Origin of the sequence: Novosphingobium sp. 9, assembly GCF_025340265.1 — a bacterium.
GTDB lineage: Bacteria > Pseudomonadota > Alphaproteobacteria > Sphingomonadales > Sphingomonadaceae > Novosphingobium.
Window position 1 is genome coordinate 1237264 of sequence record NZ_CP022707.1, and the last position, 18030, is coordinate 1255293.

At 63.0% G+C, this 18030-nt stretch carries 14 protein-coding genes and 2 pseudogenes; 7 read left to right on the top strand and 9 right to left on the bottom strand.

The annotated features are described in order from the left end of the window. Positions 1 to 122: 122 nt before the first annotated feature. The 3 genes from CI805_RS06210 to CI805_RS06220 all read right to left on the bottom strand — a co-directional run bounded on the left by CI805_RS06210 (position 123) and on the right by CI805_RS06220 (position 2909). Positions 123 to 1376 carry an SAM-dependent methyltransferase gene (locus tag CI805_RS06210; protein ID WP_260927235.1) on the bottom strand — a complete coding sequence of 418 codons (1254 nt, stop codon included), beginning with the start codon at positions 1374 to 1376 and terminating at the stop codon, positions 123 to 125. A gap of 60 nt (positions 1377 to 1436) precedes the next feature. Beyond that, entirely contained in the window at positions 1437 to 2243 is an 807-nt protein-coding gene (locus CI805_RS06215) for an SDR family NAD(P)-dependent oxidoreductase (protein WP_260927840.1), read from the bottom strand. Between the two features lie 309 nt (positions 2244 to 2552). After that, on the bottom strand, positions 2553 to 2909 hold the full coding sequence (locus CI805_RS06220; RefSeq protein WP_260927237.1) for a glycine zipper 2TM domain-containing protein: 357 nt from the start codon (positions 2907 to 2909) through the stop codon (positions 2553 to 2555). Positions 2910 to 3087: 178 nt separating this feature from the next. Here CI805_RS06220 and CI805_RS06225 point away from each other — a divergent pair, with 178 nt between their 5' ends. Further along, positions 3088 to 3948, top strand: a complete 861-nt coding sequence (locus CI805_RS06225) for a PhzF family phenazine biosynthesis protein (protein WP_260927239.1) — start codon at positions 3088 to 3090, stop codon at positions 3946 to 3948. 18 nt (positions 3949 to 3966) lie between these two features. Here CI805_RS06225 and CI805_RS06235 read toward each other — a convergent pair. The 5 genes and pseudogenes from CI805_RS06235 to CI805_RS06255 all read right to left on the bottom strand — a co-directional run bounded on the left by CI805_RS06235 (position 3967) and on the right by CI805_RS06255 (position 9099). Next, positions 3967 to 5741: pseudogene (locus tag CI805_RS06235) on the bottom strand (putative bifunctional diguanylate cyclase/phosphodiesterase). Positions 5742 to 5749: 8 nt separating this feature from the next. Next, positions 5750 to 6229: a response regulator gene (locus CI805_RS06240; RefSeq protein ID WP_260927247.1), complete on the bottom strand. Its 480-nt coding sequence runs from the start codon at positions 6227 to 6229 to the stop codon at positions 5750 to 5752. Then, a complete protein-coding gene (locus CI805_RS06245) occupies positions 6222 to 7715 on the bottom strand; it encodes a sensor histidine kinase (protein WP_260927249.1) in 1494 nt (497 codons plus the stop codon). The genes CI805_RS06240 and CI805_RS06245 overlap by 8 nt, the downstream gene beginning before the upstream one ends. Positions 7716 to 7913: 198 nt before the next feature. Then, complete coding sequence (locus tag CI805_RS06250; protein WP_260927251.1) at positions 7914 to 8405, bottom strand: asparaginase domain-containing protein; 492 nt, start codon at positions 8403 to 8405, stop codon at positions 7914 to 7916. Between the two features lie 67 nt (positions 8406 to 8472). After that, positions 8473 to 9099 carry a TetR/AcrR family transcriptional regulator gene (locus tag CI805_RS06255; protein WP_260927253.1) on the bottom strand — a complete coding sequence of 209 codons (627 nt, stop codon included), beginning with the start codon at positions 9097 to 9099 and terminating at the stop codon, positions 8473 to 8475. Positions 9100 to 9165: 66 nt separating this feature from the next. On the opposite strand from CI805_RS06255, the gene CI805_RS06260 reads away from it, so the two are divergent. From CI805_RS06260 to CI805_RS06270, 3 genes are read left to right on the top strand one after another with little or no spacing between them, the layout of a single operon-like run. Next, positions 9166 to 10626 (top strand): efflux transporter outer membrane subunit, encoded by a 1461-nt coding sequence (locus CI805_RS06260; protein ID WP_260927255.1) that lies wholly within the window; start codon positions 9166 to 9168, stop codon positions 10624 to 10626. After that, a complete protein-coding gene (locus CI805_RS06265; protein ID WP_260927257.1) occupies positions 10619 to 11794 on the top strand; it encodes an efflux RND transporter periplasmic adaptor subunit in 1176 nt (391 codons plus the stop codon). The genes CI805_RS06260 and CI805_RS06265 overlap by 8 nt, the downstream gene beginning before the upstream one ends. Then, on the top strand, positions 11794 to 13377 hold the full coding sequence (locus CI805_RS06270; RefSeq protein WP_260927259.1) for a DHA2 family efflux MFS transporter permease subunit: 1584 nt from the start codon (positions 11794 to 11796) through the stop codon (positions 13375 to 13377). The genes CI805_RS06265 and CI805_RS06270 overlap by 1 nt, the downstream gene beginning before the upstream one ends. Positions 13378 to 13437: 60 nt before the next feature. Here the strand turns inward: CI805_RS06270 and CI805_RS06275 are convergent, their stop codons facing one another. Continuing rightward, positions 13438 to 14796: an MATE family efflux transporter gene (locus CI805_RS06275; protein WP_260927262.1), complete on the bottom strand. Its 1359-nt coding sequence runs from the start codon at positions 14794 to 14796 to the stop codon at positions 13438 to 13440. A gap of 360 nt (positions 14797 to 15156) precedes the next feature. Between CI805_RS06275 and CI805_RS06280 the strand changes: the two genes are divergently transcribed. The 3 genes and pseudogenes from CI805_RS06280 (at position 15157) to CI805_RS06290 (ending at position 18012) form a co-directional block, all read left to right on the top strand. Continuing rightward, on the top strand, positions 15157 to 15933 hold the full coding sequence (locus CI805_RS06280) for an energy transducer TonB (RefSeq protein WP_260927264.1): 777 nt from the start codon (positions 15157 to 15159) through the stop codon (positions 15931 to 15933). Positions 15934 to 16069: 136 nt separating this feature from the next. Then, positions 16070 to 17106: pseudogene (locus tag CI805_RS06285) on the top strand (mannose-1-phosphate guanylyltransferase). Positions 17107 to 17199: 93 nt separating this feature from the next. Further along, entirely contained in the window at positions 17200 to 18012 is an 813-nt protein-coding gene (locus CI805_RS06290; protein ID WP_260927266.1) for a class I mannose-6-phosphate isomerase, read from the top strand. The last annotated feature ends 18 nt before the right edge of the window (positions 18013 to 18030 follow it).

The following is an 18030-nucleotide window of genomic DNA, read 5'->3' on the forward strand; positions in this document are numbered from 1 at the left end:
AAGGATCGGACCGGCAGATGCACGGTTTCGGGCGAGGCCCCTAAGGCATGGCGAGGGCGACGACAAGTGCGCAAATCCGGGGTTTGCGCACTTGTCTCGTCATCGCCGGGCGGCTCGTGTCGTCAGTTCGACGCGAGCAGCGCCGCTTCCGCCTCGGCCATGTAGCCACGGGTCAGCGGCAGGGTACGGCGGTTGCGGGAATACTGGATCTGATAGTTGCACATGCCGCCGCTCTCGAATGCAGCGGTCGCCCCGGCGAGATAGAAGGTCCACATGCGGTAGAACCGCTCGTCATACAGCGCGACGATGGCGGCCTTGTTGTCCTGACAGCGCTTGTACCATTCGCGCAGGGTGAAGGCGTAGTGCAGGCGCAGGTTCTCCACGTCGGTGGCGATCAGGCGGCTGCGCTCGCTGGCGGCCAGCGTCTCGCTGAGCGCGGGGATGTAGCCGCCGGGGAAGATGTACTTGCGGGTGAAGGCATCGGTCGAGCCGGGGCCGCCGAAGCGCCCGATAGTGTGGATCAGCGCGACGCCTTCGGGCGTCAGCAGCTTGGCGACTTCGCGGAAGTACGTGTCGAACTGGGCCTGCCCGACGTGCTCGAACATGCCGACCGAAACGATGCGGTCATAGATCTCGCCGCGACCCGAAAGCGCGCGGTAGTCGACCAGTTCGAAGGTGATGCGGTCGGCGACACCAGCTTCCTGCGCCCGGACGCGGGCCAGCGCGAGTTGTTCTTCGGAGAGGGTGATGCCGTGGACGCGCACGTCGGCGTGCTTGGCCAGATAGATCGCCATGCCGCCCCAGCCGCAGCCGATGTCGAGAATGCGCTGGCCGGGTGCAAGGTCGAGCTTGGCGGCGATATGCGCGAGCTTGGCTTCCTGCGCCTGCTCCAGCGTGATGTCGAGGCTGGGCCAGTAGGCGCAGCTGTACTGCATGTGGTCCTTGTCGAGGAACAGCTGATAGAGCGCGTTGCCGATGTCGTAGTGGTGCGCGATGTTCTTCTTGGCGCGGGTGGCGCGGTTGATGCCGTCGATCGCAGTGACAAGCTTTTCGCCGACTTTCTTGAGCGCGGTGCCGTCATCGGGTTCGCGGCCATGGTCCCACGGACCATTGGCGCGGAACAGCTCGGCGAGGCCCATCACGTCCTCGTTGGCGATGATGAGCTGGCCGTCCATGAAGGTTTCGGCGGCGCCCAGCGAGGGGTTGCGCAGGATGCGTCGTTCGGCGGCATCGCTGGTGAAGCGGATGAAGACGTTGGGGAAACCTTCGGTCTCCGTCCCGTGGCGCACGACGGTTCCGTCCGAGTGGGTCACTTCGAGAACGCCCTTGCGGACGACGCGGGAAAGAAGACGGTCGAGAAGTCTGATCTTGGGCATGGGGATGGTGCAGCTCGTTTGGCGTGTCAGCGAGGGGAATGGGCGCGGATATACTGCGCGTCAGGGTGGTGTATGCGGGGTAGGCGATGGTGCCCTCGATTGCTCGCGGGCAAGGAACAGGACGTCGCGTGGCTGACGAAGCAGGTGCTGGCCGGAATCGACGAAGACGGTCTGGCCGCCGGACAGGCAGCCGGTCGCCAGGAAGGCGACAGTGCGGGCGATCTCCTGCGCATCGGTGCGCCGTTTCAGCAGGTTCAGCCGATGCGATTGCTCGGCCTCGGCCTCGCTCTGGTCATGGCTGGCGAGAATCGCGCCGGGCGCCAGCGCATAGACACGATCTTCGGCATGAGGGCGCATCATGTCGAGCATGGGCACGCTGCCGGACAAGGCATGCTTGCTGAGGGTGTAGGAGAAGAAATCAGGATTGGGGTTGGCGGTTTTCTGGTCGGTGATCTGTACCAGAACGCGGCCTTGGGACTTGTTCGTGCTGGCCGTTCTGGCGTGTGCGAGGAATGTCTGGCCGAGCAAGACGGGGGCCTCGGCATTGACGCGCATGGCTCGATCGAAAATGTCCGTGTTCAGGGCGTTGGCATCGTCGAGTTCGAACACGCCGGCGCAGTTCACCAGCACGCGCCAGTCATCCAGCCGGTCGGCGAGCGTATCCATCGCTTGGTGAGAGGCTATCTGATCGGCAAGATCGAACTGAACGACTTCGGCGCTCTCCAGCTCTGCGGCGAGGGCGTCTGCTTCATCGCGCGAATAGCCGCAGTGGATGACGATATGCCAGCCGTTGGCTCCGAAATGGCGGCAGATCGCAGCACCGATCCTGCGGGCACCACCCGTGACCATAATGGCAGGTCTTGTCATCAAGCGCGTCCGGGCGAGGTCTTGGTGGCGGCAGAGGCCCTGATGGCAGGCGCGTTCAGACACGCAAGAGAAAGGGCAGGCTGCGACATCGCGAGCATAGGAGCACACAAGAGCGTCGCTGGGAAGTCGCAAGCATGGCCCCGGCTCCCATTTTTCCGCCGTTGTGCGACGTTGCACACGCAATTTATGCAAGGCGGTCGCCGAACCTTGCGCCGATCGGCGTGCTCGATCCGCAAACGGCTGATGCCCCTATGAAAAAGGCGCCCCCCGAAGGAGGCGCCTTGCGCAGAGATATATATCGTTATCGGATCAGCGGCACTTGAGATCGCCGCGATCGACCGAGCGGCCGAGCAGACCACCGGCGACACCGCCGATCACAGTGCCGAGCGTCTTGTCGCCGCGACCGGCCACAGCGTTACCGGCAAGGGCGCCGACGCCTGCACCGATCAGCAGGCCCGTGGTGCCGTTATCGCGGCGGCAGTAGTAACGACCGTCACGTCCACGCCAGGCGTGATCGTTGCGGCCCATGCGGTGCGGCGTGCGATAGCGGCCGTGCGAATCGTATTCGTTGCGACCGTGATAATGATCGCGAGCCATCGCCGGAGCGGCCGGCAGGATGGGCATTGCCATCGCGGCCATCGTCAGAGCGAGAAGTGTCTTCTTCATGGTTGGTCCTTCCTGGTTATCTTTGTATCCGTGGCGGAGATAATGCTCTTCCTCGGGTTCGGCTCCACAACCTGCAATGAACCGGGCATTCAGAGTGAAAAACCGGCGACGAACGGTCTTGTGCTTGCGTTGGGCTGTTAAAAAGTGGACACAATCCAGCAATTTTGAGGTTATGCGGATGAAAATCGACCTGATCGACGTGTTTCCGGGACGTTCTCTTGGCGGCAATCCACTGGCGGTCGTGCATGGTGCAGAGGGGCTGGATGAGGCCGCCATGTTGCGCCTGACGCGGTGGCTCGGCTTTTCGGAAACGACCTTCCTGTTGCCGCCAACCGATCCGCAGGCCGATTATCGGGTGCAGATATTCTTCCCCGCCGGTGAACTGCCATTTGCGGGTCATCCTACCCTGGGCAGCGCCTATGCATGGCTTGCAGCGGGTGGCGTGCCGAAATCGGCGGGAACCGTGGTGCAGGAATGCGGAATCGGGCTGGTCGATGTTCAGACCGAGGGAGCCACTGCCCCAGCACGGCGGCTGGCTTTCGCGGCGCCCGCACTGACACGGTCCGGACCGCTCGATGAAGCCGAGCGTGCCGAGGCGATCCGTCTGGCCGGGGTGGCACCGGAAGCGGTGGTGGAAGCGGTTCACGTCGCCAATGGCCCGAAGTGGCAGCTGTTGCGCTTGCGGAGTGCTGCCGATGTGCTGGCGGCCCGACCAGCGCCGGAAGCGCCGCTCGGCACCGACATCGGTCTCGCGGCGCCGGGCGAGGCCGGGTCAGGTATCGACTGGGAACTGCGCGCTTTCTTTGCCAACCAGCATGGCAGCCTGACGGAAGATCCGGTGACCGGATCGTTCAACGCCGGTGTCGCGGTGCATCTGTTCGGAACCGGACTGGTGGATGGTTCCTACACTGCCGCACAAGGCCGCATGGTGGGCGCGGAGGGACGGATATTCGTCTCGCGCGACGAAAGCGGGGTGATCTGGATCGGTGGCGACTGTGCGATGATCTCGCAGGGCGGCGCGCTGACGGCCTTCGCCTGACCCTTTTTGCAAGGTAGCTCAGGCGCTGCGCAAGTGTGCCGCCCTGGCCCGCTCCGCGACCCATGGGAGGACATGTTCGAAGGCCATCGGCCGGGCAATGCCATAGCCTTGGGCGCAGTGACAGCCGAACGCGGCCAGCATGAGTTCGGCCTCGGCGGTTTCCACGCCTTCTGCAACGAGGGGGATGCCCATGCTGTCACACAGCACCACCAGCGACTTGACCAGCGACTGGTCGAAGCGGCTATGGGTGCATGAGGTGATGAACGAGCGGTCGATCTTGATCTCGCTCACGGTGAAATCGCCGAGATAGCGGAACGAGGTGAAGCCGGCGCCGAAATCGTCGATGGAAAGGTGGATGTCGTGCTCGCGCAGTTCCTCCACCACACGCCGGGTTTGCGCCGGGTTAGAAATCAGCGCGGTCTCGGTCAGTTCCACCGTCAGGCGCGAGGGGAGACCTTGTGACGGCGTACCGCGTCTAGCACCTCCTCGACGAAGTGGGGCCGTTCGAACATCCGCGCCGAGACATTGATGGATATCCCCGCGCCGCCGATCTGGTCCTGCACCGAAGCGAACTGGCCAAGCACCTTGTCGAGGCAGCGCAAGGTGAAGACTTCCAGCAACGGGGAGTGTTCGATGGCCTCGATCAGGCGATCGGCGGGAACGTCGCCGTGGCTGGGGTGAGACCAGCGGACGAGCGCTTCGAAGCCGCGAATCTCACCGCTGCGCAGATCGACCTGCGGTTGCCAGTGCCAGTTGATTTCATCGCCGGTCAGCGCGCCTTCGAGGTCTTCCAGCAGCCTGTGCGGCTCGGGCGCGGCGGGGCGCGGTATGGCGCCGACCTTTGCGAGGATGACCTTGTCGGCCCCGCGCTTGGCTTCGTACATCGCTGCATCCGCTCCGGCGAGGAGGGCTGCGGCATCGACTGCGATTTCCGGACACATGGCGATGCCCATCGAGGCGCCGACGTGCAACACGCGAGTGCCGTGAACGATGGGCTGCTCGATCAGGCCAATCAGTTTCTCGCCCAGCATCATCGCGCTCTCGGGTGAGGCGAGGTCTTGCAGAAGTAGCGCGAATTCATCACCGCCGAGGCGGGCAACGGTATCGATCTCTCGCAAGTGCGCACGCAGGCGCCGGGCGATGGTGATCAGCACGAAGTCGCCTGCGGCATGGCCGAGGCTGTCGTTGATTTCCTTGAAGCGATCGAGGTCGATCATCACGACCGCGAAGGGCTCGCCATTGCGCCGGGTTCGCACGCAGTCCTGATCCAGCCGGTCGAAGAACAGGGTCCGGTTGGGCAGATCGGTCAGCGGATCGTGCAGACTGCGATGCGTCAGTTCCTCCTCGGCACGGCGCAGTTCCTGACGGTAGGCGCGCCATGCCAGCCCTTCGTCGAGCGAGGCGGCGACGCGTTCGGTGGTGAGGTGACGTTTCGTGAGGAATTCGGTCATCCCGGCCTTGATCGAATCGGCGGCGATCTGTTCGTCGCCGTGCCCGGTCACGGCGATGATAGGACAGTCCGGATCGATCTTTTCGCGAATGGTGGGCACCAGTTCGCGACCATCGCCATCATTCAGACCGAAGTCGAGGAACACGGCATCGAAATGGCTGTGCCTGTCATCGAATGCGGCCAGCGCTTCAGCCTGTGAACTGGCTTCGAAGACTTCCACGGCACGCGGGCCGCTACGGAGCATCCGCCGCAATCGCTCGCGGTCTACATCGTCATCATCGACGATGAGCACGTGAAGGGGCGGGGCCATGCTGGAGGGAAGCGACAGGACAGGCATGTTCATGGCGCCTCTCACGGCAGTTCCTGCGTGGACGTGTACTGTTTGATGAAGGTGGCCAACCGCGCGAACTGCGGGCCGACGGCGGACTTCACCATGTAACCGGCGACATGCTCGTCATAGGCCCGGCGAAGATCCTGATCGCGCGACGACGTGCTCAGCATGAAGACAACCGTGCGCTGGAGCAGAGGATCGCGGCGCAGCTTTTCCAGCAGCTGGAAGCCGTCCATGCCGGGCATGTTGATATCCAGCAGCACGACGAGCGGTGCCTTGATTGTCTTGGTCGGGTGGCATCCCTGCAGGATTGCCAGAGCTTCGACCCCATCGCCGGCGCAGACCGTAGTACAGGGAACCGCGTGGCGACGGAAACTGCGCAGGACACCTTCCACAGCCACATCATCGTCGTCCACAAGCAATACCGAGCACAGGGGCAGGGGGGCGGTAACGTCCAGTGGTTGGATGTCGGGGCGATCTTCGAGCGTCAGTTCAGCCATGTCCTCCCTCTCTCAACATGATGCGTGGCCAGTGGATCATGAAGCTGGCGCCGCCGAGTGGACCGTGCCCGGCGACCGTGATGGTCCCGCCATGGGTGAGGACCATGCGGCGGGTGAAGGCAAGGCCGACCCCATCGCCAGGTGTGTCGGTGGAGGCGCGGTGGAACAGCTTGAAAATGCGCTCTTCCGCGCCCGCCGGGATGCCCTTGCCGTCATCGTCCACGGTGAAGATGGCAAAGCGGCCTTCCTCGCGCACGGTAATGCGGATGCGCCCGTGTGCTTCCCCGTGGTGCTTCACCGCATTGGCGACGAGATTTCGCAGCGAGGTGGCAAGCGGCGCTCTCGGCGTAAGAAAAGGCGCCGCCTTTACTTCGGTTTCGACCCTGAATGTGCCGGGCAGCACGGCCGTCGTCACCGCCTCGTCGACCAGATCGACAGGGTCTACCATCTCGGTGACAAGATCGCGGTTTCCCGCGCGGGCATATGTCAGCAGATCGTCGATCATCTGCTCGGAGCGGGCAATTCTGAGCGAGATACGGTCGAAGTTGTGCTTCACTTCTTCGGGAATTGCGTCTTCGCCGAGGTCTTCGCGAATCCAGCCCACCAGATCGGCGATGCCGCGCAGTGGCGAACGAAGATCATGGCTGGCAATGTAGGTGAACTCTTCGAGCTGCAGGTTCGTCTGCTGGAGCGCGGTTTCGGAGCGTTTGCGCGCCGAGACATCGGAAATCAGCGCAAGAAACAGCGGCAGTCGCATGTTCTCAAGCCGGGTCAGCGCGATCTCGACGGGAAATTCCTGGCCCGAGCGATGCTGGCCGGTAACGTCCCGGTCTACACCGATGAGCCGCGTCTCCGGTTCGGCAATATACGCACGGACATTGCCTTCGTGGAGTGACCGAAAGCGCTCGGGCAGGAGTTGTGCCACCGGCTGGCCCACGAGTTCCTCGGGACGGTAGCCGAAATCTTCGGCCAGACGCGTGTTCACCTTGACGATGCGCTGGGCCGTGTCGGCCACGAGCAGCCCGATCGGCAGGCTCTCGAAGATCTGGTTGAAGCGTCGCTCTGCAACCAGTTGCCGCCCCAGGCTGATGACATAGGCGAGCGCGCATTCGTGGTTTCGCTCGTCGTGATGACTTTCGCCGCAGCCATCATAGGGCATCAGCGTGATCTCGACCGTCTGGATCAGCCCCATGGCAGAGCCCAGGTCGAAGCGACCCGTCCGCGGCTGGCGGGCCTTGGGTGGGGTCATGAAATGCGCGGTCAGCATTTCGCGCCAGGCAGATCCTTCGTTTTCGCCCAGGCGAACATCGACAAGGCTGTGCAGGAGTGTGCTGTCGTCGGCCTCACCAAGGAGAGTGACAAGGGTCTGGTTTGTCCAGACGATCACGCCTTCGCTGTCGATCAGCGCGACGCCGAACGGTGCGTGCTCGAAAGCTCCCCGCAGATCGGGGCGCAGTGTCGGGGCCAGCCGTTCCTCAAGCTGCATGGACGCTCCCTTCCAGGGGCGTCGCGGCGAGGTTTTGCGCGGGATCGCGAAAGGGCCGGGACGCCTTGTCGGAGCAACCCTTCGGTTCGCCCCGGCCTTTCGGGTATCATGGAAGAGATTTTAGGAAGGCGAAGCGATGCCTCCGATCTAGCACCTAGTTTCTAAGTACTTGTCCAGAGCGAAATCGCATTTGCGAAATCAGGCGGCGACGAAGCGCCCCGCCGCGCGATCCTTGCGCACGCGCAGTCCATCGAAAACGGAGCCGTTCATGGTGATCCACACACCGGGCTGCGCGGACTGGCAGCAGGCGAACGCCATGCCCAGATTGAAGGCGGCATCGCTTTCAGTGAAGCGTGCGGGGCTGAGCGCGCCGACCAGTACGATGGTCTTGCCGGTCAGGCTGGCCAGCACTTTGGCGGTATCGGTCATCGTATCGGTGCCATGCGTGATGACGACAAGGTCTTCGGGCGCCGAGGCGATGGTCGCCGCGATCAGGTCGCGGTCCGCATCGGTGAGTTCGAGGCTGTCCTTGCGCATCAACTCGACGATACGAACAGGGTGTTCGACCCGGCTGCGCTCTAGCACCGTAGCGATCACGCTTTCGGCGATCTGGTACTCGCTGAGCGCGTCGAAATACTGCTTGTCGATGGTGCCGCCGGTGGTCAGCACGAGAATGGGCTTGCTGGACATGAGGGCTCCTTTCCCGCGCAAGCGACACTACGTCAACTGCGCTTGCCCAATGCCTTGGGAAGAAAGGCTATCCTTCCTGTCCGGCAGACTGCTTTCGCTGTTCGGGCCAGTGAATCGTGTCCACCAGGCGATCGACGAAGGCATGGCGCTCTTCAAGCGAAGTCTCGAACGGGCGGAGCAGAATTTCGGCGCGGTATCCATTGATCGCCGATACGATCAGCCGGGTGAGGTTCCAGGCGTCCTCATCCTCGAAACGGGTGGCGAGAAATTCCCAGAACCGCAGGCGCAGCTTGGCCGGGCCACGATCATAAAACATGTCCTTGAGTTCGGGAAAGCGCCCGCTCTGGCTGATCATGAGGCGGAAAAGCAGCACCGAATCAGGGTGCATCAGGCATTCCATGAACCGATGGCACGCGCGGCGCATCGCTTCGACGGTAAAAGTCTGGCCGGTCAGAACCTCGTCGGTGTCGGCTGAGAAACTCTCGACCAGAGCGTCCATGACGGCGGCAAAGACTTCTTCTTTCGAGGAAAAGTGCGACCAAAGGGTCGCCTTGGACCCTCCCAGCGAATCGGCAATGCCCGACATTGTCGTTTCACCGTAACCTCGATGGAGGAAACTGCGCATGGCGACGTCCACGATCGCCGCGCGGCGCCGTGCCTTGTTGAGTTCGCGCTTTCCCAATTTTTCCGTCATAGCTGTACTGGTCAGTACGCTTTTTGATTGACAGCCGCAAGCCGGGAAACGATAAAAACTGTACCGATGAGTACGAATATCCCATCTCGATTCGCGGCAGCTTCGTTGCTGGCCGTGACGCTATCGCTCAGCGCCTGCGGAGCGCCCGATCTCGGGCCGCGTCCGCAGCTGCGCACGCCCGAAACCTTCCAGAGCGCTCAATCGCTCGCGGACAGCAAGGAGGCCGCTGCCTGGCCGCAGCAGCAGTGGTGGACATCCTACAACGATCCCCAGCTGAACGGTCTGGTCGATCGGGCACTCAAGGGCTCGCCCGATGTCGCCAGCGCCGTGGCGCGTATCCGCCAGGCGCAGGGCGCGATCCAGACCGTGCGGGGCAACCTGCTTCCGCAGATCAATGGCGCGGGCGATGCGGAAGTCTCCAAGCAGAGCTATAACAACGGCACGCCTGCCAGCGCCCTGCCGCAGGGCTGGAAGGATTACGGCACGCTCGACATCGCTGCGAGTTTCAATCCCGATATCTGGGGCAAGAACCGCGATCTGCTGGCGGCGGCGACCTCCGCAACGGAAGCTGCGGTTGCCGATGAGCGGCAGGCCGAGCTGATGCTCGCGTCTAATGTTGTCTCGGGCTACTTCGATCTCGCTCGTCTGCTGGCGCGTCAGGATGTGCTGCAGGACGCGCTCAAGGCTCGGCAGGAGACTGCCGGGCTGACCGGGGGGCGCGTGAAGCAGGGGCTCGATAACGAAAGCCCGCTGCGTCAGGCCAATTCTCTGGTGGCGCAGGCCCAGCAGGAGCTCGAAGCCAACGCCGAACAGATCGCCGTGCGCCGCCATGCGCTGGCCGCGTTGCTGGGCGAGGGGCCGGATGCGCTCGCAGACCTGACGCCGCCGAAGATCGATGCGATCCCTGAAACGCCGGTCCCTGGCGATGCCAGTATCGCTCTGGCGGGGCGCCGCCCCGATATCGTCGCGGCGCGCAGGCTGGTCGAATCGGCGGATAAGGGTATGTCCTATTCCAAGAAGTCGTTCCTGCCGGATATCTCGCTGAGCGGCCTGATCGGCCTGACCTCGCTGGGTATCCCGCATCTGTTCGATTCGGGTTCGGACTACGGCAACGCCGGTGCGGCGATCAGCCTGCCGATCTTCCAGGGCGGCAAGCTGGCGGGTGAATATCGCATGGCCCGCGCCGGTTATGACACCGAGGTTGCCAGCTACAACAGCACTGTCATCAAGGCTTTGCAGGACGTGGCGGACTCGCTGGCTTCGCGCAGGTCCGCGCATGCGCGGGAGCAGAATGCGATCGTCGCCCGCGATCAGGCCGATCTGGCCTACAAGCTGGCAATGATGCGCTACAAGGGCGGTCTCTACACCTATCTCGACGTGCTCAGCACGCAGCAGACGGCGCTTTCGGCCCGCATCTCGGCCGTAGATGCCCATTACAGTACGCTGGCCAGCGAAGTGGCGCTCACGCGCGCGCTCGGCGGCGGTTATGCAGACGATTCCAGCAAAAAGGCCTCCGACCATGAGTAACGAGACGCAGGACAAGCCTGCAGGCGCCAACCCTCCTGCGGGAGCCGTGGCAGCCGAACATGAGCCGGTGGTCGAGCAGAAGAACCGCAAGCCGTTGCTGATCGGTCTGGCAATCGCTGTTGTAGTGATTGGCGTGCTCTATTTCCTGTATGACGAGTTCATCGGGTCGCGCTCGGTTTCGACCGATAACGCCTATGTTCAGGGTGAGGTCGCCGATGTGACTCCGCTGACCAGCGGTCGCGTTGTCGATGTCATGGTCACGGACACGCAGCCGGTTCGCAAGGGGCAGATCCTGTTCCGGATCGAGGATTCGGATCAGCGCATCGCGCTTGCGCAGGCGCAGGCCGAATTCGATCAGGCCGTCCGCAAGTATGGCCAGTCGTTGAAGAACAACGCGGCCCTGACGGCGACCGCCGATGCCAACGAAGTTGCCATCGAATCCGCGATCGCACAGCTGGCCTCGGCCAATGCGACCCTCGACAAGGCGCAGACTGACTTCAACCGGCGTCAGGCTCTGGCCGGGACTGGTGCGGTTTCTGCCGATGAAGTGACGGCGGCACGTCAGGCGCTGGCTTCGGCCAAGGCCTCGCAGCAGCAGGCCAAGGCGGGTGTCGATCAGGCGCGCGCCTCGGCGGATAGCGCGCGTCGCAACGAAGCGGCGGCAAAGGCGCTGACCAACGACACCACTACGCAGAACGCGCCGGAAATCCAGCAGGCCAAGGCCAAGCTGGATTCGGCCAAACTCGATCTCAGCCGTACTGTCGTGCGTGCGCCGATCGACGGTATCGTCTCGCAGCGCACGATCCAGGTCGGCCAGAAGGTCGATAACGGCGCGACCGCGATGATCATCGTGCCGATCGATCAACTCTACGTGAATGCCAACTTCAAGGAAAACCAGCTTGAGCATGTGCGCTCCGGCCAGAAGGCGGAACTGACCTCGGATCTGTATGGCGGAAGCGTGGTCTATCACGGCAAGGTCGTCGGCTTCTCGGGCGGCACCGGTTCGGCTTTCGCGCTGATCCCTGCGCAGAACGCGACCGGCAACTGGATCAAGGTGGTTCAGCGCCTGCCCGTGCGCATCGAGCTGGACCCCAAGGAGTTGCGCGCGCACCCGCTTCGCATCGGTCTTTCGATGGATGCCGAGGTCGATCTGACGGACGGCAACTGATGGCCGGCGCTGCAACCGCTGTCGGTGGGGGAGGGAGCCGCGCTGCCTCCTCCTCCGGCACCAATCCCGATGGCACATTCTCCGGCCTGAAGCTGGCGCTTGCCGGCTTCGTGCTGGCCATGGCGAATTTCGTCGTCGTCCTCGACACCACGATCGCCAACGTCTCGGTCCCGCATATCTCGGGCGGACTTGCTGTCTCGACCTCCAGCGGCACCTGGGTGATTACTTCCTACTCGGTGGCCGAGGCGATCTGCGTTCCGCTTACCGGCTGGCTGGCCGGGCGGTTCGGCGTCGTCAGGGTTTTCCTGTGCGCGCTCGTTGGCTTTGGCGTGTTCTCGGCACTGTGCGGTCTGGCGACAAGCCTGCCGATGCTCGTCGCGTTCCGTCTCGGGCAGGGTTTCTCGGGCGGCCCGTTGATGCCACTGTCGCAGACGCTGCTGCTGCGCATCTTCCCCAAGGCCCAGCACCCCAAGGCCATGTCGATGTGGGCGATGACGGTGGTTGTCGCGCCGATCGCGGGGCCAATCCTGGGCGGCTATATCTCCGACAATTGGTCGTGGAACTGGATCTTCTACATCAACGTGCCGATCGTGGCGGCGGTGTTCTTCGCGCTGCTGGTACTGCTCAAGGATGTGAAGACGCCGCTGCGCAAGCTGCCGATCGATGTGGTGGGGCTTGCGCTGCTGGTGATCTGGATCGCGGCGTTCCAGATGATGCTCGACCTTGGGCATGATCGCGACTGGTTCAACAGCACGTTCATCTGTGCGCTGGCGGTGATCGCAGCGATCTTCTTCTGTGCGTTCGTGATCTGGGAACTGACCGAGAGTCACCCGGTGGTCGATCTCGCCGTGTTCCGCCATCGCGGTTTCACTGCCGCGACCTTCGCGCTGTCCCTGGCATTCGGGACGTACTTCGCCTCGGTGGTCGTAATCCCGCAATGGTTGCAGGCCTCCATGGGCTACACGGCGACGCTGGCGGGTGAGGCGATGGCGCCATCCGGCGTGCTGGCGGTGTTCATGTCGCCGTTCGTGCCGGCCCTGATGAAGCGCTTCGATGCCCGCGTTCTGGTCTTCGTCGGCATCACTTGGCTGGCCATTTGCGCGGCGATACGGGCCTTTATCTGGTCGGGTGATTCGACGTTCATGCAGATCGCCATGCCGCAGCTGATCCAGGGATGGGGGGTCTCGCTCTTCATCGTGCCGCTGACGACCATCAGCCTCGCTTCGGTTCGGCCTGAGGAAACCGCTTCGGCGGCAGGTATCGCCAACTTCGCGCGTACATTGGCAGGTGCGATCGGGACCTCGATCATCACTACGATGTGGGATGACATGGGCCGGGTTGATAACGCGCAGTTGACCGGGACGCTGAACAACCAGCAGCGGACCTTCGACATGTTGCAGAGTCACGGCATGTCCATGGAAGCGGCCCGCGATTCGCTGGCGCAGCTGGTGGAAACGCAGGCCACGGCGGTCGGCACGGTCCATCTTTTCGCCATCTCCGGTGTGGCGTTGATGGTCGCTGCCTGCACGATCTGGCTGGCGCCGAGGCCCTCCAAGGCAACGAAGCCGGCCTCTGGTCATTGATCCGCATCAGGCGGTTCTGAATTGGCGGCTCCGGAGCGATGGGCTCCGGGGCCGTTTTCCTTATCTGGAAGGTAGAGGGAAGGTTCGCCGCAGCAGCACGGGGAGCATTGTTAGCTGTCCGGCAGCCCGGACCATGAGAAACACGACGAAGGCCAGCCAAAGTCCGTTGTTGCCGATATCGGCCAGGCCCAGCAGCAATGCTGTATAAAGCGCCATGGCAATGCCCATCGTACCCAGCATTGCGCGGGTCCAGCCCGCGCCCACGAACGCCCCGTCCAGAACGAATGAGGCGAAGCCGGCGAGCGGCACGGCAATCAGCCATGGAGCGTAGGTCAGCGCCTGGGCGACGACCAGCGGGTCGGTGGAGAAGGTGGCGATCAAACGGCCGCTGCCCAAGGCATAGGCCAGGGACAGCACCAGCCCGAGCGCTCCGCCCCATAGCATAGCTGCACGCAGCGATCGGGTGAAGCCGAGTCGCTCCTGCCGTCCCAAGGCCTCGCCACACAACACCTGCGCAGCGCTTTCGAAGCCGTCCAGGATCAGGCTGGCGAGCATGAACAGTTGGAACAGGATCCCGTTTGCCGCGAGCATGGTGGGCCCCTGAACAGTTCCGACGCGTGCGAAGGTAAGTATCGCGCCGCTCAGCAGCAGCGTTCGCAGGAAAAGATCGCGATTAAGCGAAAAAAGGCGAGCAATCGCATCGCGCGACCATGTGGCCTTGTCGCGCAGGGTGTGGTGCAACATCGAAAGTATGTCGGTCATTGCCGGGCTGCGTATTGCGAACAGGGCGAGAAGGGTGAACTTGAGCGTTTCCGAAAGAAACGTTGCGAAAGCGACACCGGCGACGCCGTGATGCAGAACAAGTACCAGAAGCAGGTCGAGCGCAATGTGAGTGAGGTTCGTCAATACCTCGACCAGCAGGACGCTGCGCACGCGCCGCTGGCCGATCAGCCATCCGGTCAGCACACAATTCATCAGCCATACCGGCGCGGCCCAGAACCGGATCGAGAGATAGATCGTCGCGGCATAGTGCAACTGTGTTCCATTGTTTGCGCCAAGTGCTGCCAGTTCTACCGGTACGAGCCAGGGCATTGTGCAAAGCAGAACCGCGCCGATGGTCAGCGCTACGGTGCTGGCACGTACCAGTGTTTGTGTTCGCGCATATGGATCATCGGCTCCCGTCGCGCGGGCGGTCAGCGCGACGGTACCGGTGCGCAGGAAGTTGAACAGGTTGAGCGAGGCCATCATCGCCTTGGCGCCCAGCTCCACCCCGCCTTGCGCCGCAGCATCGGCCAGCTGGCCGATCGTCCACATATCGGCGAGCCCGAACAGTGCGGTTGCGACATTGGTCAACATCGCGGGCAGGGCGATCGACCACAGGGCGGCTGTCAGCGAAGATGAAGTGGTGCGGTGTGCCATCCACAACGTCTTTGGCTGCGCACAGGTGGAGCGGCAAGTGGCGGTTTGAGTTCACGTGAAGGGTGCTGCAGGTGTCGAGGCAACACACAAAACCGGCAGTGCCTTGGGGCATCGCCAGCCTTGGTGTTTTTGCAGCGGACTGTGCTTCTACAGCGGGCTGTGTCTTTGTGCTGAAATAGGGGGGGATCTGCGCGCCGGTAACGAAACCGCCCCGGCGCGCTCTCTCCCAACCTCTTGAACCCAATATCTGAGCAGAGCGCCGAGGCTCTGATTTGTCCGCACTCTGCAGCAAAAAAAGAATTTCTGGAAGTGTCAAAATGCACAATTGACAAAAGAATCGTATTGTCCGTCGCGCTTGCCTTGATCGAGGCGTCGGGGCATCACGTCGAGATGGCACGCGTCGTCTTCAAGCCCACTGTGCCGCGCCGGCTGTTGACAGTTGCGGCAGTGCTTCTCCTGCACCTCGTTGTGGCCTTCGTGCTGTTGCACGCCTTTGCGCCCCAGGCAGTTTCATCGCTGGCGCAAGGTGCGCTTCAGAGCATTACGGTTACGCCAGCATTACAGCCGCGTTCACCACCAGTGCCGCCGCTGCCGGTAAAGAAACACAAGCCGGTTTCGCGCCGTCCACAAGCCGCAGCGCGTTCCGGTGCCCCGGCCGCGCGCGCTTCAGCGGCTCCGTTGGAGGCGCCGTCAGCCCCGCTTCCGACTGCGACACCGTCAGCCGCCATAGTTGCGGGTGATGGCACGCAGTCGCAGAGCGGCAATGCGCAGGCGGGGCAGGGCACCGGGGCGATGGGTAGCGGTCGGGGGAGCGGTGCCGGTGCGGCAGGTGAAGGCTCGGGAGGCGGTGGTGGGCGCTCCCCGCCGATCAAGATCGCGGGTGATATCAACTCGGCGCGTGATTACCCCCGCCAGAGTCGCGATCAGCGCATCAATTCTCGGGTCGTGATTGCGCTGACGGTCGGGATCGACGGTCGCGTCAAAGCTTGCCGTGTCCTGCAGCCCAGCCCGGACGTAAGCGCCGGGCCGATCACATGCGGCCTTGCAATGAAACGGTTTCGGTTCCGCCCCGCGATCGATGCTCAGGGGCGACCGGTCGAGGCACAGTTCGGCTGGCAGCAGCGCTGGTTCTATTGACGGAAGGGGGCGCTGGGCCGTATCGCGCAAGGCCTCGTTTCTCCGGCTTGCGGCGCTACGCGTCATGTCGGTTGATTTCGATTCTCGTTCTCATGGGCAGGCCGCGCGGCCAGACCAGTCTGGATACTTTACTTCGATGTCGATAGTCCCGGTGATTCTCTGCGGCGGTAGCGGCACCCGTCTGTGGCCGCGCAGTCGTGCCGCTCGCCCGAAGCCTTTCCTGCCGTTGCTGGGCGATCAAACACTTTTTGAGGCAGCGCTTGCCCGCTGTCCGCACGACAAGGGGTTTGCCGCGCCGATCGTCGTTACCGGTGCCCAGCATCTGCCGCTGGTCGAAGCGCAACTGGGCATGGTTCCAGGAGCAGAAGTCATTGTTGAGCCTTCCCAGCGCAACACGGCTGCGGCCATCGCGCTTGCGGCTTGTCGCTTGCCTGACGATGCGGTCATGCTGGTGTGTCCCAGCGACCATTATATTGGAAATGCTGAGGCTTTTGCTGCAGCTGCCATGGCCGCCGTTGAACTCGCGTGTGAAGACTGGCTGGTTTCATTCGGGATCGAGGCGACCCGTCCTGAGACCGGCTTTGGCTATCTGCGCCAAGGCGAGCCCATCGGCGAGCTGGGATACCAGACCGCGCAGTTTGTCGAAAAGCCGGACCTCGAACGCGCTCGCCTTTTTCTGGCCGACGGCGGATACGCCTGGAATGGCGGTATCTTCGCTTTCCGTGTCGGAAGGTTCATGGAAGAACTCGAAGCGCATCGTCCGCAGATAGCGGCGGCAGTGCGCAATGCGGTTGCACTCGGTCATGCCGAGGGCGGTCGCTTCCATCCCGATGCGCAGGCATTCGGGCACGCGGATAGTGTTTCGGTGGACTACGCAGTGATGGAAAACACCCAGCGCGCTGCAATGGTGCCGGTCGATATGGACTGGTCCGATATCGGCAACTGGGAGGCACTGCACGACGCGTTAGATCGTGACGTAGATGGGAACACGGTGCGTGGGGCAAGGCGGAACTGGTCGATTGCCGTAACGTGCTGGTCGATACAGACGGTCCGCGCGTCTCGGTGATAGGATTGGAGAACGTTATCGTCGTGGTCGATGGCGACGAGATTCTGGTAACCTCGGCTGCTGGTGTGCAGAAGGTCGGCAAACTTTCAGGTGCAGCAAATCAGTAATGATGTAAGCCGCCGATCTTCAGCGGATCGGTGGGCTAGACGATGACCGGCCGCCCAGGGGCAGTCGGTGTTTGATTTTCAGGAGTGGCAGGAATGAATGTGCAGCTTCCCATTCGTCAGGTGGAAAAGCCCTGGGGCAAGGACGTCCTTCCTGCGCCCTTCGTGGCGTCTGAGGGAGAGCGTATCGGCGAGATCTGGTTCGAGCCGCCCGCCGAACTGCCGCAGCTTCTGGTGAAATATATCTTCACCAGTGAAAAGCTGTCCGTACAGGTCCACCCCTCGGATGCGCAGACGCTGGCCAAGGGTATCGGTCGTCAGGGCAAGGAAGAGTGCTGGTTCATTATCGATGCCGAACCGGGCGCGACGCTGGGCATCGGTTTCAACGAAGATCTGACCGAGGACGAGATGCGCGCCGCCGCGCTCGACGGTTCGATCGAGGGACTGATGACTTGGCACGCTGTGAAGCCGGGGGATTTCTTCTACATTCCGGCCAATACCGTCCATGCGATTGGCATCGGTGTCGGTCTGATCGAGGTCCAGCAGAACAGCGATATCACCTATCGCCTGTTCGACTACGGGCGTCCGCGCGAGCTGCATTTGGACGAAGGCATGGCCGTGTCGCGCGGGGAGGTCTACGATCTGGCGAAGTATCATCGCTATGTGCCGGAAACGGGATCGCACACGCTGGTCGAAGGGCCGCTGTTCCATCTCGATCAGGTGGAGGGCATGCCCGGCAGTTCGGTCGCGGCGCGTTACCCGGACGCGCTGCTGGTGATACCGCGTGAAGGCGTGGCCCTGGTCGGTGGCGAGCCTGTTGCGCCCGGAAGTTGTGCGCTGGCTGAGAGCCTGGCTCATATTGAGTTCGCCCCGGACGGTATCTGCCTGATCGCGCGCCCCGGCGCCTGAAGAGGCAGGGGCGCGCGT